This window comes from Tritonibacter scottomollicae, assembly GCF_032924845.1.
GTDB classification, from domain to species: domain Bacteria; phylum Pseudomonadota; class Alphaproteobacteria; order Rhodobacterales; family Rhodobacteraceae; genus Epibacterium; species Epibacterium scottomollicae.
Window position 1 is genome coordinate 2,777,311 of sequence record NZ_CP136704.1, and the last position, 22,885, is coordinate 2,800,195.

Sequence of the window (22,885 nt, forward strand, 5' to 3'; positions counted from 1 at the left end):
AGGTCTTGGGGTCAAAGGGGGAGGCCGGGCGGGGACGCTCTCTCCCCGCCCGAACTGTGGCTCTGCGTCTCCTGTCCCCTGCGGGTCAGGCGCGGGCAGCGCGGATCACTCGGCGGCCGCGGCCACCTTGTCGAGGATCGCGCGGCCCCAGTCGGCGCCCACATCCTCCAGCACTGCCGGCCAGACATCGCTACGCACCTTGGCCGCCATTGCCGCCAGCTCCGCGTCGCTGAGGCTGATCACGGTGGCGCCCAGCTCGTCCACGAGCCGCTGTTCGCTGCGCTGCTGGTCGGCCTCGGCCACATCCCAGCGGGTCGCCTCAAAGGCCTGAGCCTGCTCGATCAACGCGGACTGATCTTCATCCGACAGGCCGGCGAGGCTCTCGTTTGAGATGATCATGTACCAGACCTCGAAATGGGTATTGGCGGGGATGTAGGTCTTGGTCACATCGCGGAAGGAGGCGTAGTAGCCTTCGGCGCCAGAGCCGATGACCCCGTCCACAACCCCGGTCTGCACCGCGGTGAAGGCCTCGGAGAAGGGGATCGGCGCGGGGATGTAGCCAAGCGCCTCTCCGGTCAGCTGAAAGCTTTTGATACCAGGTACGCGCACCTTGATGCCGTTGGGTTCGACTGAACCGGCGGCGGGGTTTTCGACGTTGAGGGAAATGCCGCCGAAATAGACCGGATAGGCGGCGAGCATGGTAATCTCCTGCTCGGCGTAAAGCTCCGCCATCACCTCGCGCACGGCCCCACCGGGGCCATAGACCGCGCGTGCCTGTTCCCAGTTGCCCGCAAGATAGGGGAAGGAGGAGATCTGCATGCGGCGGTCGGCGGCGGTGGCAGCTGGCTGCGTCGCCATGTCGATGGCACCGACGCTGATGCGCTCCTGCACGGTGGTATAGTCCCCCAGGGCGGAGGCCGGGAACAGCTTTACGCTCAGGTCACCGCCGGTGGCGTCGGAAACAGCGGCGGCGAAGGCGCGCAGTTCGGTGTCGATGGTGGTGTCCTGCGGGCGCACATGGCTCATCTTGAGGGTTTCGGCGCTCGTGTGGGTGCCGATCGCCATCAGCGCTGCCGCGGCAGTGGTCAGGAATGCATGTTTCATAGGGTGTCCTCCGTGTTGATTTCTGAATGTCGGGTTGCGTGCGATTTGAGGGATCAGGGGGTGATGTCGTAGCCGAACAGGCGCGGCAGAAAGAGCGACAGATCGGGCCAGAGCGAGGTCAGGAAGACCACTGGAACATAACCGAACAGGATCAGCTTCATCGCCGGGGGGATCACCTTTGTGACCTTCACCTTGCCGATGCGTGCCCCGAGATAGAGGATCGAGGCATAGGGCGGCGTAACCCCGCCCATGGCGGTGTTGACGCCCATGATGGCGGCGAACTGCACCGGGCTGATGCCGATCGCCTGCATCAGCGGCAACAGCAGCGGTGCGATCAGGATGATGGCGGTCACGTCATTCACTACCATGCCCACCAGGAACAGCAGGATGTTGATGAGGATCAGAAGCAGCACCTTGTTTTCGGTGATCGCAAAGATGCCCTGCACCAGCTGTTGCGGGATGCTTTCGTAGACAAACATCTGGCTCAGGATCATCGAGAACAGGATCATCATCATGATCGCGCCCACGGCAGTGGCGGCTTCCTTGCCGGCAGAGAAGAAATTGTCCCAGCGCAGGCCCTTGTAGATCAGGAACCCCACCGGCACCGCATAGATCACGGCCACGGCGGCGGCCTCTGTCGGGGTCATGATGCCGCCGTAGATGCCACCAAGGATGATCACCGGCATCAACAGCGCCGGGAAGGCGTGAAACCCGCGCCGGGCGACCTCGCCGGAGAGTTCGGTAAAGCTCGGCTTGTCATCCAGCACCAGATCGAAGTTGCGCGACATCACCAGGTTGATGATCGAGAAGGCGGTCATGATCAGCAGGCCGGGACCAAGCGTGGCGAGGAAGCAGGCCAGGATCGACGTGTCGGTGACCCAACCGTAGACGATCATCGTGACCGAGGGCGGGATGAGCAGACCGAGAATGGAGGAGTTGGCAATCAGGGCGGTGGCATAGGCCCGCGGGTAGCCACGCTTCTCCATCTCCGGGATCAGCAGTGGGCCGATCGCCGCAATCCCGGTAAGGCCGGAGCCGGAGATTGCCCCGATAACGGCGCAGGACACCGCCGCCACGACACCGAGGCCACCGCGCACATGGCCGATGAACGCATTGACGAAACGCAGCAGCGAGGCGGCAATGCCGCTTTCGGACATGATCGTTCCGGCCAGCACGAAGAGCGGGATCGCGAGCAGCACCGGATTGCCCATCTGCTGGAATCCCCAGAGCATCATGCCCTTCATGGTGACGTCGCCGATCAGATACATCACCATCAGCGCCGCGCCGAAACAATAGGGCAGCGGCACCCCCAGGGTCAGCGTGATCACCAGAAGGGCAATGGCCAGTAGCGCGATCTCGATCATGCTGTGTCTCCGGACTTGAGGCTGCGAATGTGGCCCCAGAGGTGCCAGGCGGTGTAGACCATCATCAGGGCAAGACCGGCCAGCAGGGCCACGTCGGAATAGAAGGTCGGGATGTAGAGGGTTGGGCTCTCACGCCAGACCCGCCAGGCGTAGCGGGTGTACTCCCAGGCCCAGGACAGCAGCCACAGACCTACGATGAGGCTGATCACCTCGCCGATGATGGCGAGAATGGTGTGGCCGCGCTGCGAGGTGACAAAGATCTCCAGCACGTTGGCGCGGATATGGGTGTTCTCGCGCGAGGCGTTCACCGAGCCGAGGATATAGAGCCACAGGGTCGGATAGAGCATGGTTTCTTCCAGCCCCATCACCGGCACCTGCAGCACATAGCGGGTGATGACCTGCACGAATTGCCCCAGTGCCACGAGGCAGATCAATGCGGTCAGCAGATATTTGGCAAATGTGTCCATGTGTCCCCCGGTTGCTGCGCCGTCTGTGCGGTTTCGGGACATCACACTGGACAGTGTGGATAAAATCAATTTGATAATATCTTTAGGTCCATCAATTGAGCTTATGCCAAATGCCCCTCTCTCTGCGCCAGTTGACGACGTTTCGCGAGGTCATGCGCTCCGGTTCCATCAGCCAGGCGGCGCGCACCGTCGGGCGCACCCAGCCGGCGGTCTCCACCATGGTGCAGACGCTGGAAGACCAGTTGGGTTTCGCGCTGTTTGTGCGTACCCATGGCAAGCTGACGCCGACGCCGGAGGCCTATTTCTTTCTGGAAGAATGCGAGGATATCCTGAGCCGGGTCGAGCGCACCGAACGCACGCTCGAACGGGTCAGCGCGCTCCAGTCCGGCAAACTGAAGATTGCCTGCCATCCGGCAGCCTCCAGCGTGTTCCTGCCGCGCCTGCTGACCCGTTTTCTAGTTGGCAAGGACGATCTGCAGGTGTCGCTCATCATGCGGTCGTCGGACGTGATCGAGGATATGATCGCCTCGCAGCAGTTCGACATGGGCTTTGCCGAAACGCCTGCGCCAAGGGCCTCGATCAACCAGGTGAACTATGAGCTGGAATGCGTCTGCATCCTGCCTGCGGGTGATCCCTTGCGCAGCGCCGAGGTGATCACACCAGCGGATCTGGACGGCCGCCCGATGGCGGCGCTGTTCGACCATCACGGCACTGCCCTGCGCACCGAGACCGTATTCCGCGAGGCGGGCGTGCGCTTCAACAAGCGGTTCGAACTGCGCACGTTTCTGCCGGGGTTGACCTTCGTAGCGGCGGGAGCCTGCGGGATGATCTGCGACATGATCACCGCATACAGCCACATCTTGCAGGCTCCGGAGGCAGACCAGTTGGTGATCCGCCGTTTCCGGCCAAGGGTATCAGCCGGGGTTTCGATCCTGACACCCGGCTATGCCACCCCTTCGATGGTCAGCCGCGCCTTCATCAGCGACCTGCAGCAGGAGGTCGGGCAGATGATGACCTATATGGATCAGGTCCTGGCGCGCGGCTGACACGGATCAACTCACCGGGCGAGCGCGGCACCACTTGAATGGCCAAGTCTCTGCTTCGGCGGCCCCCCTTTTGCGCCTACGGCCTGATGATGGGCATAATATGGTAAATTCGAGCCGTCACATTCTTGTCAAATGAGAAGTCGCGGTCATCGCCTTCAAATCCAAGGCCGCCAGCGCCGAAGTTGGCATCTGGGTGGAACGACCGGGTGATAATAGTAATGGCTGTTATTTATAGTCCCCAAATGTACCTTCTTCCAGCTGTGCCAGACTCGGCGAGTATACCAAAACTCCCGCATACCCCTCTTTGTCAGGCCCTGTATTTAGGGTCAGGACCCATTGATTTCCGTCTTGTGGCTTGAGTCAGCGTTCGAAAAACGAGCGGTGACATGTCTGATCTCTTCTGGTTGAACGACGCGCAGATGGCGCGTCTTGAGCCCTACTTCCCAAAGTCCCACGGCAAGCCACGCGTCGATGATCGGCGTGTGTTGAGCGGCATTATCTTCATCAACCGCAATGGGTTGCGCTGGAGGGACGCACAAGACCCTGTACAACCGCTGAAAACGATGGAGCGACAAGGGCATCTTCGCTCAGATGATGGTTGGATTGTCGGCTGAACACAGCGAAGAGAAGACCGTCATGATCGACGCGACCTACCTGAAGGTACACCGCACCGCGACCAGCATGGGCGTCAAAAAGGGGGGCGCGGACACCTGATCGGTCGCACCAAGGGTGGGATGAACACAAAGTTGCACGCCATCTGCGACAGCCAGGGACGCCCAATCAACCTGTTCGTAACTGCTGGACAGGTCAGCGACTACATCGGAGCACGGGCATTGGTAAGCAGCCTGCCGGATGCCGAATGGTTGCTCGGGGATCGCGGTTATGACGCTGATTGGTTCCGAGAAGCTTTGGAAGACAAGGGGATACGCGCCTGCATCCCAGGGAGAAAGCAACGTAAAACACCCGTCAAGTATGACAAACGGCGATACAAACGCCGCAACCGAACCGAGATCATGTTCGGAAGGCTCAAGGACTGGCGACGCTTCGCAACTCGCTACGACAGGTGTCCGAAGGTCTTTCTGTCCGCCATCGCGCTCGCTGCCACCGTCATTTTCTGGCTATGTGTCCTGACCCTAAGTTGGATGGCTTCTCTCGAAGGTGTTCAGGAAGTGACTTCCTTGTCAGGCGAGTTAGACGCATTGGTCAGATGTATCGTTCAAGACGTAGCAGCGTTGACACGTCTCAACGACAAAATCGGGGCGAGTGATCTTATCGCCAGCTCAAGTTCGAATGTTGTATTGCGAGTTGTTCGTTAGCAGACCTTAGCCGCAATGCAGAACTCTTGCACTCTGGGCTCTCACCCGCCGCTCGCCTCGCCAGCACACCAAATTGGCACTGAGACCGGAGGTCAAGGTCAGCTGAGCGGACAAAGAAGCCATCCACTTCGTTGCGTCGATGCCCGGTTTCGTTTTATCAAGCAGGCAAAACTTAATAGGCTATTGGAGCTTCTATGAAGACCGTGACCCTAGAGCACGAATACGCTGCCCCGGCAAAGGTTGTCTGGGCGTTGGCAACGGACCTCGATGTTCTCAAAGAGATCATGAAAGGCGTTGTCACCTTCGAAGGCTTGCCGAGCGGTCGCGTGCATCAGGGACAGAATATCACTGTGCAGGTGTCGCTGTTCGGCAAGTTGCCACCTCAGCCGTACTTCATGGAAGTCCTGGAATGCGATGATAACGCCATGATACTAAGGTCTTTCGAAAAGGGCGCAGGCGTCAAGGCGTGGTGCCACACGCTAACCGTCGAACCGCAGCCATCGGGGTCCCGGCTGCGTGACGTCATTGAAATCGACGCGGGCTGGATGTCTTGGGCCTTCGCACTCTGGGCTGGATTTCTGTATCGCAAGCGCCATGAACCGCGCGTTCGGATGCTGGCGGACATGCAAGCGAAACAGGCCGCTACTGACTTGATCGGTTCAAATTTGCGCTGAAATACGCCAAAATGGGCAGCGGCCATTCGTGCGCCGCGCAGCATCGGTGGCTCTGGGCTCAAACCCGACATGCGGCGGTGCGGCAGCAGTGTCGCAGCGTTTCCGCACCAGTTTCCAGACGCTAGATTTCCGCTGTCAGCCCAATCGCGACATTCGAACCAGGCGCGGCGAAGTCTCTGCTGCAAGTGAGAAAAGCTCCCCGAAAGCCGCCGTTCAGCAGCCGGTGGCGGACCTGGTTGATGCTGCATCAGGCACGAGTGACCGCGAAGCGCAGTTAGTGACCTTTGCAAAGTCCATGCAGCAGGGCCACCTTGATGGGGTGAACGGCCCACACCGGCCTTTCAATCCCTGGCTGATCGCCGCGCCGCAGCTTCACTAGACCGGCCATTCGTCCATCGCGCAGCATTTTCGGAGGATGAAGGTCGGCAGGGCGGACTGACCAGTCATTGTGTCTTGCCCGCCCAATGGCTGGTTTAAGCGCATTGCGACATCGCTACCTATGAAAGATCCACTTCGTGATCTTGTGTGACCAACTTCAGCAACCTTGGTTTGCTTCGTCGCAGTAAGGAAAGCGGCCGTTCAATCGCGTGCGCGCATCTCCAAAGCATCTTCGGTTGTCAGGATATTTCCGGCGTAACCCCACGAACCGCTGCTCACTTCATGTACGCGGACGGACGTCCCGGCCCTGATGGTCTGACCCGCGACTTCGCCAAATGCGTCTGTCACCTTTCGGATGATCTCGGCTTTCTCCTCCGCCGAAAATACACCTTCTAGAACTTGGATATCGATGGATGGCATCGCCTTCTCCATTGTTTGTGGTCTCGCAGGAGATCGATCATTTGAACGATCGTCTGGCACGCAACATGACATATGATGTTTCTACGTGTAAAACTATCTGCCAAAACAGAAAGGAACTATGGGATGGCTGCGATGACTTCCTTCCGCTCTGTCGTTGATCCTGCAGATTGTGATTTTCTGGGTCACATGAATGTTTCGAGATACTTTGCCGCCTGTTCAGACGGTGTTTTCGCCATTCAATCAGAGATGGGGTTGACGGCCAGTGACATGCACTCGGGTCGCAGGCTGTCGTTTGCAGTCGTACATGCCGAAAGCGATTTTCGATCCGAGCTGTCTGCAGGTGATGCAATTCGGCTGGAGACATCGATCATTGAGATGGGTGCCAAATCCATCACTTTCCGGCACCGGCTTGTAAGGTCCGAAGACGATGCAACGGCGTTTGAAACAGTGTTCAAATGTGTGATGCTGAGTCTGGAAACACGCAGAGCAGCGGACATTCCGGATGAAGTCCGGCAGAGGGCGGACGCCTGGCAGGAAGAAGCCACCCAACAGAGATAGGACACAGCCTTCACTTCATCTGATGGCAGAATGCATGGCTGCAAAAAGACAATGCGAAGAAAATTTGAATGTTCAGAGCTGAGAGGGGCAGAACATGACAAACACGGAATGGCAACTCAGCGGCAACATGGCCGAACGATACGAAGAATACCTCGTACCCGTCATTTTTGCGCCGTGGGCCAACGACGTAATTGTGCGCGCCGACCTTGCCTCCGGCGACAGTCTTCTCGACCTTGCGTGCGGAACAGGCATTGTCGCGCGACTGGCAGCACAATCCGGTGTCACGGCGACTGGCGGTGACATCAATCTTGGCATGTTGGCAGTGGCAAAAGAACGCTCGGCAGGGCTGGACGCAACGTTCCATTCGGCAGATGCACAACGCCTGCCTTTCGATGATGAAAGTTTTGATGTTGTCATATGTCAGCAAGGCCTTCAATTCTTTCCAGACAAGCTCGGCGCGCTGTCCGAGTGTTTGCGGGTCATAAAGCCAGGTGGCCAGGCTGTGTTTTGCACGGCGCGTGGGTTGGAGGAAAATCCTTTAATGCAGGCACAGGTTACCGCCTTTGGCAGGCATTTTGGCGAAGAAACAACCGGAGCGATCCGTGCCGTTTGTGGCTTTCCTGATCCCGATGAGATGCGGTCTGTATTCGAAGGCGCAGGTTTCGGGCAGGTCGCCGTTGAGAAAGTTGTTCTTGATCTTGAAGCTGAAGATGGGTCCGCATTTGTGAACGGATTGATGATGGCCACTCCGGTTGCCGACCGCATAGCGGCAATGACCCCCGCTGACAGAGCGACACTGCACGACGATATCCTAAAGGGGTTCGGAACTTGGTATGATGGTTCCGCGCTTCGTTTCCCCCATAGCGCCAACGTCGTTCTAGCATCGCGTTCGGCGTGAAATCTCAGGGCAACCATCCAGGGGAGCACCTTCAACGAATGGCCGGTTTTTCAAAAGCTTATGGGCCGCCAATGAATTTTCATGACCTTCGCGCTGGATGGCGGCTTAGCGGAACAGTGACGCTTCTCGTCCGCAACTGCAGAAAATCAACGAGCTGAGTTGACCTGCGCCGCCAACGGCAGTTTTGCGCAACATTTGGTCATCCGTGCATAGTGCAGCATCGCTCGAACTGGGCTCAGAACGGCCTTGCGGCGGTGCGGCGGCAGGGGCGCAGCAAGGTCACACCCCAACCGAGCCACTGGATGACGCCAGCCAGCCCAATGTATGTACCGGCTGCTATTCGCAAATGATTTCTGGCATGTTCTCGGAAGTCGCAGATATGTATCCGGCCTGTTGGTCGACACGCGGGTCGTGGCCTTGTTGGGGTTACGCACGCGCCGTGATCTCATTAGCGGACAGGTCGACTATGACCATTCGGGCTGTCAGATTCTGGGGGCGTATTATTTCCGTTCCATGCTTTCGATCTATCGCGAACTCCTTTGGATTGCCTTGGGACGCTAAATGCCGATGGCAACCTCATCTCTCGGCGCATCAAACACCGTTTTGTGTCTCAGAATGCTCCAGGCCATCCGCGCCAACTTGTTTGCGAGGACGACGGCGGCCTTGTTGCGATGCATGCGTTCGCAAGCTCGTGCCAGCCAAGCACCGAAGCTGAAGTCCGGCCAACGATGCGGTCGCATCATGATGATCTTCGCCGCTTGAACGAACAGCATCCTCAGATACCTGCTGCCGCGCTTCGATATGCGTCCAAGGACCGTTCGTCCTCCGGTGCTGTATTGCCTGGGGACCAAACCCACCCACGCCGCAAAGTCGCGCCCGCGATCAAACGCTTCTCCTTCACCGATCGCTGCAACCATCGCCGTCGAGATCATCGGGCCAATGCCCGGCACCGACATGACGTTGACGCAGTTCTCTTCGGTTCGACTAATTTCTTCGATCTCTGCCGACATCTTGTCGATGCGGTCGTCCATCCACACCCAATCGCCGTAAAGGCCGATCAAAATCGAGCGCATTCGCGGCGATATCTCGCCTTTACGCTCTGCGAGGATCGCCTCGAACGAGTTCCTCAAAGCGCGCAGACCTTTGCGAACAGTGATGCTCTGTTCAATCAAGAAGGCGCGGATCTGATTGATGGTCGCTGTCCGGCGAGACACAAGCCGCGACCGGACGCGATGTAGAGCTTGTAGATCAAGCTGCTCCTGGCTCTTCTCGGAAACGGTTTGCAAGTTGGGCCGAAGCGCCGCCTCGGCAATAGCTTCTGCATCGTTGTAGTCATTCTTCTGACCCTTGGTGAAAGGTTTCACATAGATCGCAGGAATAATCCAAGGTTCGAACCCCATCTGCCGTAATGTGCGGCTGACAAAATGGGCGCTCAAACACGCCTCCATGCCGACAATACAGCGCGGCAGCTTCTCGAATGTTGCTACCAACGCCAATCGCTTGATCTGTTTGCGCGGGACACGCTGCCCATCGTGGTCAAAGCCAACAAGGTGGAACGTATCTTTGCCGATATCGATTCCAATCGACATCAACTCGTCAAAATCTGTCTTCGCCATGCTACTTCTCCTATCTGCAGGTGAAATAGGCTCAGCCTAACCTGCTGGGTGAAGCAGCCGGTACATCCCATTAGCGGAAACTCAAAGAACGCCAAGTTCAACGATACTGCGCGTGCGAAAATTCTGGAGTTCTCACCGTCAGCAGACGCTCAGACGACCTAGCGCATTGCTCGGAATGCTACGGCTAGCACCAGTTGCAGCGCAGAAAGTGAGCTTTGCAGGGCCGGAGCGGCCAGCAAGGCCCGAGGGCTTGACCGGCTCATAGCTGTAGTTGACTGCACCTTCGAATTTCTGCAACCGCAAATCGCTTTCCTATCGTTCATCGCTGATGCACGCTCATAGTGGACTAGCTCAGTGCTGTATATGCGGCTACTTTCGGTCAAGTTATTCTGAATAGCTTTCGTGTTGTAAAAATGCAGCTCCGAAAAACTGTCAGAAAATTTTTGATGCCACAGTTTTGACATAGCACACGCTGTTTGGCTTTTCTGGCAACAGTCTGAGAAGACGTGGTGTAAAATTAGCCGCACCACATAGATGCTGACCCTTGGGATGATCCTGCGGAGAGATCCGTGTCGGCGCAGACAACAGGCTGTTTGGTTTGTGCTTCCGCTATTGGCGGATCCATATGCTTTGCAGGGTTGTCAGTTTGGACGGAATTAAGATTCATACTCGGTTTTGGGATCAAGGCATCTTCGCAGGTGGAGCCTTGGGTCGCCTTCAGGCTTGCGGCCCTGTTCTCAAGCCGATCTCTAATGCTCTCCTCAGAACCATTGCGCGCGACCGCTCTGGTCAAGGACCACCAAACGCTGTGTGCGAATGCAGCGTGCCGGATCGGTCATGGGAGAGAGCCAACGCACAAAATGAAACACGATCAGCAGGCAAGCGGCACTGGGGTTTTTACTGCTCAACTCAAACAACACGCCACTCTTGCATGATTTCAGGTGAGGACAATAAGTGAATTTATCAATGTCGATTTTTCAATCGTTCTGGCGCGTTAGTCAGTTGGCAGCACTGTGGGTCGTGCTCATTTTTTGCGCACCTGCTCAGGCACAATACATAACCAGCCAGACAGCTTCACCGAGTAATTTTTCCGGATCTGGTGAGACGATTACCTTTACGGTGGCGATAAATACCCACAATTCCGCGGTCTCGGCAGTGAGTGTATCCAATAGTGTGGGGCCGATGCTTAGCTGCTCTCCCACAAGTGCTGGTCTCAATTCGACCATTACCTGCACCGGCACTTATACCACAACAGCGGGTGACACATCGGTGACGGCGGCGGGTACCATTACGCTCACGACGGGAAGCTCGATCACGTTGTATTACAACGTGTCCGCCGCCGATCCGAGCCCCAACACACCGTATTTCTCAAGTGGTAGCGCACCGACCACGGCAGCTGAAGGCAGCTCTGTCCCGCTTGCGTTGGTGACACCGTCTGGGGTGACGCCCTCATTGGCCAGCAATACATCCAGCGTGTGTACGGCGTCTGGGTTAACACTGAATATGGTGGGTGTCGGAACCTGCAATGCTGTTGCGACCGGGCCAGCGGTTTCTCCATTCTACACTGAAGGTACACTAAATATCTCAATAAGCGTCACCGACACAGAGCCGCCGGTGATCACAACACCCGGTGCGCAATCCGCGCCCACCGATGCTGGCGCAAATACCGCGACGCTGGATGTCACGTCACTGGGGTCGGTCACGGACAATAGCGGCACCACGCCAACCATTACTTATGCCATTGGCGGCACGCCTCTTTCCGGGGCTCATGCCTTTCCGATTGGGGTGACCACGGTGACGATGGATGCCTCTGACGGGGCGGGCAATGCGGCGGCGCAGCAGAGCTTTACGGTCACCGTGACGGATAGTGAAGTGCCGGTGATCACAGCCCCCGGTCCTCAATCCGCACCCACCGATGCTGGCGCAAATACCGCGATGCTGGATGTTACGTCACTGGGGGCGGTCACGGACAACAGCGGCACCACGCCAGCCATTACCTATGCCATTGGCGGCACGCCTCTTTCCGGGGCTCATGCCTTTCCGATTGGGGCGACCACGGTGACGATGGATGCCTCTGACGGGGCGGGCAATGCGGCGGCGCAGCAGAGCTTTACGGTCACCGTGACGGATGGTGAAGTGCCGGTGATCACAGCACCCGGTGCGCAATCCGCGCCCACCGATGCTGGCGCAAATACCGCGACGCTGGATGTCACGTCGCTGGGGTCGGTCACGGACAATAGCGGCAGCACGCCAGCCATTACCTATGCCATTGGCGGCACGCCTCTTTCCGGGGCTTATGCCTTTCCGATTGGGGTGACCACGGTGACGATGGATGCCTCTGACGGGGCGGGCAATGCGGCGGCGCAGCAGAGCTTTACGGTCACCGTGACGGATGGTGAAGTGCCGGTGATCACAACACCCGGTGCGCAATCCGCACCCACCGATGCTGGCGCAAATACCGCGACGCTGGATGTCACGTCACTGGGGTCGGTCACGGACAATAGCGGCACCACGCCAACCATTACCTATGCCATTGGCGGCACGCCTCTTTCCGGGGCTCATGCCTTTCCGGTTGGGGTGACCACGGTGACGATGGATGCCTCTGACGGGGCGGGCAATGCGGCGGCGCAGCAGAGCTTTACGGTCACCGTGACGGATGGTGAAGTGCCGGTGATCACAGCACCCGGTGCGCAATCCGCACCCACCGATGCTGGCGCAAATACCGCGACGCTGGATGTCACGTCACTGGGGTCGGTCACGGACAATAGCGGCACCACGCCAACCATTACCTATGCCATTGGCGGCACGCCTCTTTCCGGGGCTCATGCCTTTCCGGTTGGGGTGACCACGGTGACGATGGATGCCTCTGACGGGGCGGGCAATGCGGCGGCTCAACAGAGCTTTACGGTTACCGTGACGGATGGTGAAGTGCCGGTGATCACAACACCCGGTGCTCAATCCGCGCCCACCGATGCTGGCGCAAATACCGCGACGCTGGATGTCACGTCGCTGGGGTCGGTCACGGACAATAGCGGCACCACGCCAGCCATTACCTATGCCATTGGCGGCACGCCTCTTTCCGGGGCTCATGCCTTTCCGGTTGGGGTGACCACGGTGACGATGGATGCCTCTGACGGGGCGGGCAATGCGGCGGCTCAACAGAGCTTTACGGTTACCGTGACGGATGGTGAAGTGCCGGTGATCACAACACCCGGTGCTCAATCCGCGCCCACCGATGCTGGCGCAAATACCGCGACGCTGGATGTCACGTCACTGGGGTCGGTCACGGACAATAGCGGCACCACGCCAACCATTACCTATGCCATTGGCGGCACGCCTCTTTCCGGGGCTCATGCCTTTCCGGTTGGGGTGACCACGGTGACGATGGATGCCTCTGACGGGGCGGGCAATGCGGCGACGCAACAGAGCTTTACGGTCACCGTGACGGATGGTGAAGTGCCGGTGATCACAGCACCCGGTGCGCAATCCGCGCCCACCGATGCTGGCGCAAATACCGCGACGCTGGATGTCACGTCGCTGGGGTCGGTCACGGACAATAGCGGCACCACGCCAGCCATTACCTATGCCATTGGCGGCACGCCTCTTTCCGGGGCTTATGCCTTTCCGATTGGGGTGACCACGGTGACGATGGATGCCTCTGACGGGGCGGGCAATGCGGCGGCGCAGCAGAGCTTTACGGTCACCGTGACGGATGGTGAAGTGCCGGTGATCACAGCACCCGGTGCGCAATCCGCACCCACCGATGCTGGCGCAAATACCGCGACGCTGGATGTCACGTCACTGGGGTCGGTCACGGACAATAGCGGCACCACGCCAACCATTACCTATGCCATTGGCGGCACGCCTCTTTCCGGGGCTCATGCCTTTCCGGTTGGGGTGACCACGGTGACGATGGATGCCTCTGACGGGGCGGGCAATGCGGCGGCGCAGCAGAGCTTTACGGTCACCGTGACGGATGGTGAAGTGCCGGTGATCACAGCACCCGGTGCGCAATCCGCACCCACCGATGCTGGCGCAAATACCGCGACGCTGGATGTCACGTCACTGGGGTCGGTCACGGACAATAGCGGCACCACGCCAACCATTACCTATGCCATTGGCGGCACGCCTCTTTCCGGGGCTCATGCCTTTCCGGTTGGGGTGACCACGGTGACGATGGATGCCTCTGACGGGGCGGGCAATGCGGCGGCTCAACAGAGCTTTACGGTTACCGTGACGGATGGTGAAGTGCCGGTGATCACAACACCCGGTGCTCAATCCGCGCCCACCGATGCTGGCGCAAATACCGCGACGCTGGATGTCACGTCACTGGGGTCGGTCACGGACAATAGCGGCACCACGCCAACCATTACCTATGCCATTGGCGGCACGCCTCTTTCCGGGGCTCATGCCTTTCCGGTTGGGGTGACCACGGTGACGATGGATGCCTCTGACGGGGCGGGCAATGCGGCGGCTCAACAGAGCTTTACGGTTACCGTGACGGATGGTGAAGTGCCGGTGATCACAACACCCGGTGCTCAATCCGCGCCCACCGATGCTGGCGCAAATACCGCCACATTGGATGTCACCAATTTGGGTTCGGTCACCGATAACAGCGGCCCCACACCGTCCATTACCTATCGTGCAGGCAGTACCATTCTGACCGGGCCACATGTTTTCCCTCTTGGTGTGACCACGGTGACGATGGACGCAACAGACAGTGCGGGCAATGTTGCGACACAGGTCAGTTTTACGGTTACCATCACGGACAACGAAGCCCCTACGGTCACCTTGACGACCAATTCGACACAGGTGGCCGCCGGAGATCGCGTGGTCGTTAGCATTGCATTCTCAGAACCAGTCACGGGTTTTCACGGGTCCGAACTCAACTTTAGCAATGCCACGCTTACCTCCTTGTCCGGAACAGGTACTGCCTGGGTCGCGACGCTTTCTGCAACAGGTGGAGGTGATGTCACCGTCTCTGTTCCCGCAGGGGCTGCCACAGATGCCGCAGGCAATGGCAATGAGATGTCAAATACACTCAGTGTAAGGGACACGACGATCACTGAGACACAGACCCAGATTTCTCAGTTCATGCAATCACGTGTTGATCTATTGCTTAAAAACCAACCGGAGCTCGCACATTTGCTGTTGGGATCGGAAACCGGGCGTCTCAATAGTCAGGTGTCCCGAGGGACGGGGACCTTCAACTTTGCCAACCGGTCGGACGCTCCGGTCTGGATGATGTTGAACGGTTCTTGGACGAATGAAAGCGACCGTGATCTGACATATCTGTTTGGCTCAATCGGTAGTCATATAACGATCAATCCGAACTTGCTTGTTGGCGGCATGCTGCAGTTTGACCACATGGATCAGACAGATGGCGCGGCTAAAGTCCAAGGTGCCGGCTGGCTTGCTGGTCCGTATTTTGTTGCTCGCCTTCCTGAGCAAGACCTCTACTTTGATGGACGGCTGTTCTACGGGCAGTCCTCAAACAAAATCACCCCATTCGGCACGTATACCGACAAGTTTGACACCAATCGATTGCTCGCTTCGCTTCAGGTTTCCGGTGTGCTGGACTACGGGGAGGTCGATCTCATTCCAAGCCTGAAGGCATCTTATGCCCGAGAGGCTCAATCCGCTTATACGGACACACCCGGCAACCGGATACCTAAACAGACCGTTGAGCTTGGGCAGATCGAGGCGGGGCTCGCTTTTGTTGCCCCGATGCCCCTTTACACCGGGGAAGGTGAGATGACCCTGACTGGTGGCGTCGAAGCCATTGGTTCGTTCGTCAACGGGTCAGGGCATGCTGCATCGGTTAGCCCTGACTACGAAGGGGGGCGTGCCCGTATCGACCTGGGAATGATGCATAGGATGGTGAATGGCGGACAGTTCCAAATCCAATCCTACTACGACGGGATTGGAGCCAGTGGATATGACAGCTATGGGGTCTCTTTCAGGCTGGAATATCAGTTCTGAGGTGAAACTAAATCGGAGGTCGGTGTGAAAGCTGACTGATCGCGAAGCTCTCTGAGATTTTACCCGGTGCGGGTGGGCAGATAGGTGTCGTCGCAACTGCCCATCGCCGAACCCCAAATCCACATCGCCGTCATTAATGGCTACACCGCCATTGGTAACCTGTCACAGTGCCCGTAGGGCAAGTCTGTCCGGGGAAATGGGAAGTGCGCTCACAAACCGATTTGCGCGACAAAGTCTCCGCACTGTGTAAGTTCACCGGTTTCAGAACCTCGCGGCCGCAGCGAACAGCAGAAACTGGCGTGCTGCGGCCGCAGCACAAAACCTCAGTTCGTTTCGTGAAACGGCCAAGTCTGCAAAGGGCGCTCTCTGCGCTTTGCTGACATCTGAGCTGAGCGCGGCATCGCCCTGGTTATCGGAGCCGTTCGAAGGTCCGCTCTCAGGAGATCGTTCGCGCTTGCAGCAAAGGTATCGGTGCACCTTGCGTGGGTGTCGTGTTCGGGCTGGTTACGGTCATCGATGCGGGTATCAGCACTAGCGGTTCAGTCCCAAACCTGTGAACTCAGTTTTCAATATTGAATGACCGCAACACGGAGGCGGACCTGATGGCCCCGCCGCTTCTGTTTTGTGGGCCAGTGGGATTTGGACAAGCCAAACGCCCCTGGCCGTCAGGGAGAGGGCGCTGCCCTCCCCCTCGGGCAATCCGATTCGACCGGGCCGTGTCCTCGGCTGCGCCTGCGGGCCGAACCAACCCGGTCGAATAGCATTGCCTCGCCCCCTCCCGCGTTCGCCACGTGGCAGATCAGCAGGAACAGGCGGCTTCGCCGACTGAACCTGCAAATCAGCCCTGATTTTCCGAATGGAAGGTCAGATCAACGCAACAAGCCACACGGCAAAAACAGTGGATTGGGTCAGCTTATGACGCCTAGGTCAATTTCGTCTGACGTTCAACAAGGGTGTGGGACGTCGAACACCTTTGACTCAATCAACGGCCAAAACCTGAGGGAACGGTAGGGCTGCGTCTTCCAATTCTGACCCAAACGTCAAGCATTTCTGACCCAGAAGACTGCGTATATCGATAAGCTCGTTTACCTGCGCCAGAAACTAGCGGCCCAGAGCCGCCTTCTACCTACCACGCCGCTTCCGCGCCGCAGCTTCACCAAACCGGCCGTTCGTCTATGGCGCAGCATTTTCGGAGGACGAAGGTCGGTGAAGCGGACGAAGCGGACAGTCGCACTTCATGAAAGACTGTCCGCTTCTTGAGCTCGATCAGGCTTCGAACTCTTCGAGAAGATACCCATTCTCATATGTCTCAGTCCTGATCCGAGACATGCTTATGGGCCGAGCGCACGCCCCAAAGAGAGGTGTGCCGCTCCCTAGGACACACGGCGCGCGCTTGAGGATGAGCCGGTCGATTAATCCGTGGTCCAGCATCCACCCTGCGAAATCGCCACCTCCGCAAAGATACACGGGCCACTCGCGTTGCGCGCCAATGACAAAATCGCCTCAGGTGTAGGACTGCGAAGAACTGAGATTTCGGCCTGTTCAGGTAACTCCAAAGTGTCGGAGAAAACGACTGTCCTCATATGTGGATAGGGGTTTTGACCGGGTTTAAGGCCAAAATCGTACCCGAACTCGTAGGTGTTTCGGCCCATGATTGCCGTTTTGTAGGTCTCAAGGCGCTTTAAGTAGTCGTCTACCACAGGCCCTTCAGGCGCGAATTTCGATATGTCTCCAGACACGCCGGAGATAAAACCGTCCAGCGAAATGGCAACGTCATAAATTATGGGATGCATGAGATGCTCCTGATAAATAATTTCCCTAAAAGCCATTCGGCTTCTGAATGAGTTGGGAATTATTTGATCACTGGCAGAGCACTCCTCGGTTGAAGGTATTTTTAGAAGAAGCTGTTTGGCTGGTCAACACGCAGCCACATGTAAGCTGACCTTCGAACTCAGCGCAGCATTTGGAAGTATGGGCTCCAAGCCGACTTGCGGCGGTGCGGCTGTGCGGCTGTGCGGCTGTGCGGCTGCAAGGGTGCAGCGGATCCGCACCACATTCAAGCTGCCAGATGACGCCAGCAGCCCAACCACGACATTCATGAGAGGTGCAGCGAAGGCTCTGCTGCAGACGCAAAGTCCAACGGAAAATTTCTTGGAAGCGGACTTTCTGAACTGCATGGTTATCCGGTGCGATGTTTCGCCACGCACGAAGGTCGGCGAAGCCTAACAACCCGGCTGAGGTGGCCCGCCCAGGCAGGCCAAACGGCGCAGCTAGGAAACTGCGCGTACGTTGAAAATAAGATACCAATCTGCGATGAAGGATGACTCCTAAGAATTTCCTTTATGGCGGTCCTCTTTTCAGGCTTTAGCTGTATGATGATATCTAGAGGAGGCATTTATGAAATTGGTCGATGCGAGAGCTGGAGAAGTGGTACACATCAGGCAGCGCCCCGCAACGTTTTCATTCTTTCCAACGTTCCAGGGAACCAAGCGCGAAGGCGTCCACTCCAGCTTATTTGTGACTGAGCCATGGAATATCATTCAGCACAAATTGGAAAAGTTGACCGATACGAATGCGCGACGGCAAGCTCTTGCTTTTCTCGTTCAGGGCCGTGACTTTTTCATCGCAGCCCAGAATTCGGACGTAAGCGCTGCAAAACCGTTGCTGCTCTACTATTCATTTTTAAACCTCGCAAAATGCCTGTCGGTGGCGCGCAAAGGCACTCCGCTTGGAAGGGTTCATCATGGCCTCTCAGAAAAGCTCCCGACAACGCCAGGCGCGATACACGGAACTGTATCAATCGACATTACCAAGAACCCCGGAGGCAGTGCCTTCGTCATGTTCGCACAAGCTATTGGGGCGCCCTTGCCAACACCGGTCGCGCCAAAGACAAGCGTTGAAGTTCGCTCACAGGATTTCCTCGCTCAAGTACTGATCGGTCACCGAATCTACTGTCAAGCTGATGCTGTAAAAGAAAAATTTATTAGTTTGGAACGGATTGAGTATATGCAAGATACAGCGGATCAGGAGGTTTGGCTTCGGGTCCGGGCTTACGCAGACGACTTCACCCGCCTCGGTTATGGACTAACCGACCTTTCCAAGAACCTCGGCACAGCAGGGACGTGGCGAAATGTGAAATGTTCAGCCACAATTGACGGTCGGCGCATCATCGAAGCCGAAACTACTGCCACGAGACACTACGGGCACCGTCCCTCCCAAGTGCTTTCTCTGATCAGCAACGATGCACGACAACGTCTTTGGCGAAGCGTGACTTCCTATCCACCCTACCGAAAATACTATATCTATCTCCCAACTACTAGGCAGGTCCTGTTAAACCAACTTTTGACCATCTACCTTGCTACTTTCTTCTTTGGATCGATAACGCGTTACAAACCAGAACAGTTCGACCAAATATTGAAGAGTTCCATCGGTCCATTTGTTTTCGAATTCTTCTCAAACCAGCCGACACAATTTCTTTATTTGATGGCCTCCGAATTCATGGGACAGGAAGTCGCCAAAGCTGCAATTACGTGACGCTCCCTTGCCTGTCTCTGTCACGCATATAAGCGTCAGAATACTAAATTGCGTTAGGTTTCGGACCTCACTCATCAATTACCTGAATGCGTGTCGGTGTGTAGAGCACAGTTTCAACATCGTTTTTGGGGGCGTATAGGATAACGGCTGTCGGGACGTTGAGGTGGTCATACACAGCCGCCGCGAGCTGGGCTTGAGGCTTATCTGAAGTGTGGAAAACACTGCAAAAGAATGCATTTGAAATGTGGGAAATGTCGGCTTGGCCGCCAGAGAAATCGACGCGCGCGCGCTCTGTGTCTTTCCGATGCTTTGGCTCCCGCCAATAGCCTAGCAGGAATAGCAAATGGGAACTTCTAAAGACTTGTTCCCAACATGGGGTGCCAAGGTGCGCATCGGCGCGCTTCGGGGGTATTCGTGTAGGCTTGTTGAGGAATTCTTCTACCAAGGCCAAGGTGCCCTCTTGGGACCTTGCGGTCTCAATGATCCTTTCAAACGCCCCTGACCCCGTAAAGTTGTTGATGCTAGCAGGGGCCAACTGTTGAAGTCTGAAATCGTCCTGGAGTTTCATTAGCTCGTGAAGCTCATGTTGATTTTGACGTGCCCGTTCCTTCATGTTCGCCGCTGCGTCTAACAGGGTGTCAGCCAGTTCGAGGGGCAACCCTGACACATCAAGATCTAGCAGACACTCGATGTCTTCCTGTGCCTTCCTTAGAATATCATCGTAGGGCAACGAGGAAATCCCGCCGATGCTTTTTTGAAGCAGATCGCCAAGACCGAAGCCGCCGACGGATGAGAACCTCTGCATATCGTCATAGATTTGGCCTCGTTGCTCGCGGTCCTTAACACTTATCGTGTAGCCCGTCGGCATACCGCCTTCGGTTTCCGAGAGTGTCTCAAGACACTTGGCACCAACCGCGTCAAGTTGCAGATCCAAAGCGGTTCTTTTCTTTTCGTCGCGTGCCCCAAGAAGTTCTTCGATACTTTGAGTGGAATAACATGGAATGCACAAATCCGGCCTACCCATGACCCCGCCAAGCGAAGTCATCTTGCCACTGAGGAGATGATTCCAAGATGAAGTGTCGAGATAGATGGTCGGCTTGAGTATGGTAGTTTCTTTCGTGTCAGCCGGAGAATTCGTGTGGATCCCGGATTGAGTTTTTCACGCCTGAGCATGCAACAGTTCCTCATAATGCACTTTAGACAAATGTAGAAAAGGGCAGGCTGAGACCTTTGAAACCTCTGAGAGGTACAGGCATTCTGGGTGCTCACCGGCTTCAGAAACTCGCGGCTGCAGCGAATGGCAGGAACGGCGGGCTGTACCCAGCAGAAAACCTCAGCGGGTTGCGCCAATTTATCGAGTTTGCAAAGTCCGCTGTCTGCGCTTCGCTGACATTCATGCGAGGCGCAGCATCTTTCCAATCTGTCGAGACAGTCTGAAGGTCCGCTCCTGGGAAACCTTTTGGTTTCCTTCGCGCCTGCAGCATTGGCACCGATCCGCCTCGCGTGAATGTCTTGAAATGGGCTGGCTACGGCCATTGATGCGGGTATCAGCACTAGCGATTAAGTCCCGCAACCTGTGAACTCAGTTTTCAAAATTGAATGACCGCAACACTGAGGCGGGGCTGATGGCCCCGCCGCTTCTGTTTTGTGGGCCAGCGGGGTTTGGACAAGCCAAACGCCCCTGGCCGTCAGGGAGAGGGCGCTGCCCTCCCCCTCGGGCAATCCGATTAGACCGGGCCGTGTCCTCGGCTACGCCTGCGGGCCGCACCAACCCGGTCGAATAGCATTGCCTCGCCCCCTCCCGCGTTCGCCACGTGGCAGATCAGCAGGAACAGGCGGCTTCGCCGACTGAACCTGCAAATCAGTCCTGATTTTCCGAATGGAAGGTCAGATCAACGCAACAAGCCACACGGCAAAAACAGTGGATTGGGTCAGTTTATGACGCCTAGGTCAATTTCGTCTGACGTTCAACAAAGGGGGAAGTGGCGGACCGAGGAGGATTCGAACCCCCGACCCCTTGATTCGTAGTCAAGTACTCTATCCAGCTGAGCTATCGGTCCACTAATTGCGGGGTTTACTCTTGGCCCGAGGGAGGTGCAACCCCAAAATGGAAAAAAATCCGACAGGCCTGCGAACACCCTCAGACCGCGCCGTCGCCCTTTGGCAGGCAGACCTCAAAGGTGGTCCCCTCGCCCCCCGTTGCAATCAGCGCAAGCTGTCCGCCGTGCCCTTTGACAAGCTCCGCCGCGATGGCAAGACCAAGACCGGAGCCGCCTTTGCGCGCACCGCCCTGAAACGGCGTGAAGAGGTTGTCTTGCGCTTTCTTCGGCAGCCCCGGACCGGTGTCATCAATCACAATCCACCAGTCGTTTTCGTCTTCGCGCAAGGACACGGTGATGCGCCCGTCACGACCGGTGGCAATGATCGCCTGACGCGCATTGCGCACGAGGTTCATGATCACCCGGAAGATCTGTTCCTTGTCACAGCGGATCATAGTTGGCAGCGGCACCGCATTCACGATTTCCACCGTCACATCCGAGGCTGCAAGGTTTTCGCTCTCTGCCACATCATCCACGACCTCGCTCAGACAGACCCGTCCGAAGGTGGGGGACGGCTCCTCTGCGCGGCCAAACGCCAGTGTCCCTTCACATAGGGAGACCGCACGGGTGATGGAGTTCACCAGCTTTGGTGCCAGACGACGCACCAAAGGGTCTTCGCTCATCTCGATCCGGTCCGTGAACAGCTGGGCAGAGGTCAGGATATTGCGCAAGTCATGGCTGATCTTGGCCACGGCACCACCGAGCTGTGCCAGCCGTTCCCGCTGCTTCAACGCATGGGTCAGCTCGATCTGCAACTTCTGCAACGCCTCCTCGGCTTCGCGCAGCTCGATCACACCGGCCTTGGGGGTGATGATGCCGCGGGCATCCTCCGGTGCCGCCGCGTAGCGCTGCATATAGCCGATCACCCCCTTGATGGGTTTCACCAGCACCATGCGCACCGCAATGAACAGCAGGACAGCCGTCAGCACCGAGATGACCGCCGACAGGAGCAAGATGCGCAAGCCGTAGTCGATCATCTCGGCCCGAAGCGGCGCGGTCTGCATGGTGATCTCGATCAGCAGCCCCGCATCCCGCACCGGCGCGCCGATCACCCGAATGATATCGTTTTGTGGTGTGTAAAGACGCGTCAACGCATCCCCGATCAGGATCAGCGCTCCGGCGTCACGCAGATCGAATGTCGCGCCGATGGGCCGCGGGATCGGCGAGGAGAGCACCAACTGTCGCATCTCGTCGCGCCGCAGCACCACGTTATAGACGCCTGCGTTTTCCAGCAGTTCCTTTTCCAGATCGCTCTCGATCATATCGTCTGCCAGCAACGCCAGAGAGGCGATCTGAGCGCGTTGCAGGCGGTCCTCCAGATAGTCCTGGCGGAAACGGGAAATGGAGGGGACAAAAATCAACACTTCGGCCAACATCACGAAGACCGTCGTCAGGATCAGAAATCGGCCCGAAAGCGTGTTTAACATGC

The 22,885-nt window shown here is 57.3% G+C and carries 18 protein-coding genes and 1 tRNA gene; 9 read left to right on the top strand and 10 right to left on the bottom strand.

The features are described from left to right. Positions 1-105 precede the first annotated feature (105 nt). From dctP to R1T40_RS13865, 3 genes are read right to left on the bottom strand one after another with little or no spacing between them, the layout of a single operon-like run. A complete protein-coding gene (dctP, locus tag R1T40_RS13855) occupies positions 106-1,104 on the bottom strand; it encodes a TRAP transporter substrate-binding protein DctP (RefSeq protein ID WP_317384542.1) in 999 nt (332 codons plus the stop codon). Positions 1,105-1,157: 53 nt separating this feature from the next. Next, positions 1,158-2,468 (bottom strand): TRAP transporter large permease, encoded by a 1,311-nt coding sequence (locus R1T40_RS13860; protein ID WP_106161300.1) that lies wholly within the window; start codon positions 2,466-2,468, stop codon positions 1,158-1,160. Next, positions 2,465-2,935: a TRAP transporter small permease gene (locus R1T40_RS13865; RefSeq protein ID WP_317384543.1), complete on the bottom strand. Its 471-nt coding sequence runs from the start codon at positions 2,933-2,935 to the stop codon at positions 2,465-2,467. The genes R1T40_RS13860 and R1T40_RS13865 overlap by 4 nt, the downstream gene beginning before the upstream one ends. A gap of 110 nt (positions 2,936-3,045) precedes the next feature. Between R1T40_RS13865 and R1T40_RS13870 the strand changes: the two genes are divergently transcribed. The 5 genes from R1T40_RS13870 (at position 3,046) to R1T40_RS13890 (ending at position 6,350) form a co-directional block, all read left to right on the top strand. After that, entirely contained in the window at positions 3,046-3,981 is a 936-nt protein-coding gene (locus R1T40_RS13870; protein ID WP_317384544.1) for a LysR family transcriptional regulator, read from the top strand. Positions 3,982-4,367: 386 nt separating this feature from the next. After that, on the top strand, positions 4,368-4,595 hold the full coding sequence (locus R1T40_RS13875) for a transposase (protein WP_317384545.1): 228 nt from the start codon (positions 4,368-4,370) through the stop codon (positions 4,593-4,595). Between the two features lie 99 nt (positions 4,596-4,694). Further along, positions 4,695-5,297, top strand: coding sequence for an IS5 family transposase (locus R1T40_RS13880; RefSeq protein ID WP_317386984.1), 603 nt, complete (start codon positions 4,695-4,697; stop codon positions 5,295-5,297). A 194-nt stretch (positions 5,298-5,491) separates the two neighbouring features. Further along, complete coding sequence (locus R1T40_RS13885) at positions 5,492-5,971, top strand: SRPBCC family protein (RefSeq protein ID WP_317384546.1); 480 nt, start codon at positions 5,492-5,494, stop codon at positions 5,969-5,971. An 88-nt stretch (positions 5,972-6,059) separates the two neighbouring features. Beyond that, on the top strand, positions 6,060-6,350 hold the full coding sequence (locus tag R1T40_RS13890; protein ID WP_317384547.1) for a hypothetical protein: 291 nt from the start codon (positions 6,060-6,062) through the stop codon (positions 6,348-6,350). A gap of 200 nt (positions 6,351-6,550) precedes the next feature. Here R1T40_RS13890 and R1T40_RS13895 read toward each other — a convergent pair whose 3' ends face one another. Continuing rightward, on the bottom strand, positions 6,551-6,769 hold the full coding sequence (locus R1T40_RS13895; protein ID WP_317384548.1) for a tautomerase family protein: 219 nt from the start codon (positions 6,767-6,769) through the stop codon (positions 6,551-6,553). Between the two features lie 72 nt (positions 6,770-6,841). On the opposite strand from R1T40_RS13895, the gene R1T40_RS13900 reads away from it, so the two are divergent. Then, positions 6,842-7,327: an acyl-CoA thioesterase gene (locus R1T40_RS13900; protein ID WP_317384549.1), complete on the top strand. Its 486-nt coding sequence runs from the start codon at positions 6,842-6,844 to the stop codon at positions 7,325-7,327. A gap of 94 nt (positions 7,328-7,421) precedes the next feature. Next, the gene (locus R1T40_RS13905) at positions 7,422-8,225 is read left to right on the top strand and encodes a methyltransferase domain-containing protein (RefSeq protein WP_106165158.1); all 804 of its coding nucleotides are present in this window, start codon (positions 7,422-7,424) and stop codon (positions 8,223-8,225) included. A gap of 557 nt (positions 8,226-8,782) precedes the next feature. Here the strand turns inward: R1T40_RS13905 and R1T40_RS13910 are convergent. After that, on the bottom strand, positions 8,783-9,841 hold the full coding sequence (locus R1T40_RS13910) for an IS110 family RNA-guided transposase (protein WP_317384550.1): 1,059 nt from the start codon (positions 9,839-9,841) through the stop codon (positions 8,783-8,785). A gap of 1,503 nt (positions 9,842-11,344) precedes the next feature. On the opposite strand from R1T40_RS13910, the gene R1T40_RS13915 reads away from it, so the two are divergent. Next, positions 11,345-15,823, top strand: a complete 4,479-nt coding sequence (locus R1T40_RS13915) for an HYR domain-containing protein (RefSeq protein ID WP_317384551.1) — start codon at positions 11,345-11,347, stop codon at positions 15,821-15,823. Positions 15,824-17,089: 1,266 nt separating this feature from the next. Here the strand turns inward: R1T40_RS13915 and R1T40_RS13920 are convergent. Beyond that, complete coding sequence (locus R1T40_RS13920) at positions 17,090-17,254, bottom strand: hypothetical protein (protein ID WP_317384552.1); 165 nt, start codon at positions 17,252-17,254, stop codon at positions 17,090-17,092. Then, positions 17,236-17,616, bottom strand: coding sequence for a dihydrofolate reductase family protein (locus tag R1T40_RS13925; RefSeq protein ID WP_317384553.1), 381 nt, complete (start codon positions 17,614-17,616; stop codon positions 17,236-17,238). The genes R1T40_RS13920 and R1T40_RS13925 overlap by 19 nt, the downstream gene beginning before the upstream one ends. A 604-nt stretch (positions 17,617-18,220) precedes the next feature. On the opposite strand from R1T40_RS13925, the gene R1T40_RS13930 reads away from it, so the two are divergent. Beyond that, positions 18,221-19,357 carry a YaaC family protein gene (locus tag R1T40_RS13930; RefSeq protein WP_317384554.1) on the top strand — a complete coding sequence of 379 codons (1,137 nt, stop codon included), beginning with the start codon at positions 18,221-18,223 and terminating at the stop codon, positions 19,355-19,357. Positions 19,358-19,424: 67 nt separating this feature from the next. Here R1T40_RS13930 and R1T40_RS13935 read toward each other — a convergent pair whose 3' ends face one another. The 3 genes from R1T40_RS13935 to R1T40_RS13945 all read right to left on the bottom strand — a co-directional run bounded on the left by R1T40_RS13935 (position 19,425) and on the right by R1T40_RS13945 (position 22,883). Next, positions 19,425-20,402 (bottom strand): hypothetical protein, encoded by a 978-nt coding sequence (locus R1T40_RS13935; RefSeq protein WP_317384555.1) that lies wholly within the window; start codon positions 20,400-20,402, stop codon positions 19,425-19,427. 938 nt (positions 20,403-21,340) lie between these two features. After that, positions 21,341-21,417: transfer RNA gene (locus R1T40_RS13940), tRNA-Arg, on the bottom strand. Between the two features lie 80 nt (positions 21,418-21,497). After that, positions 21,498-22,883, bottom strand: a complete 1,386-nt coding sequence (locus R1T40_RS13945) for a sensor histidine kinase (RefSeq protein WP_317384556.1) — start codon at positions 22,881-22,883, stop codon at positions 21,498-21,500. Between the last annotated feature and the right edge of the window lie 2 nt (positions 22,884-22,885).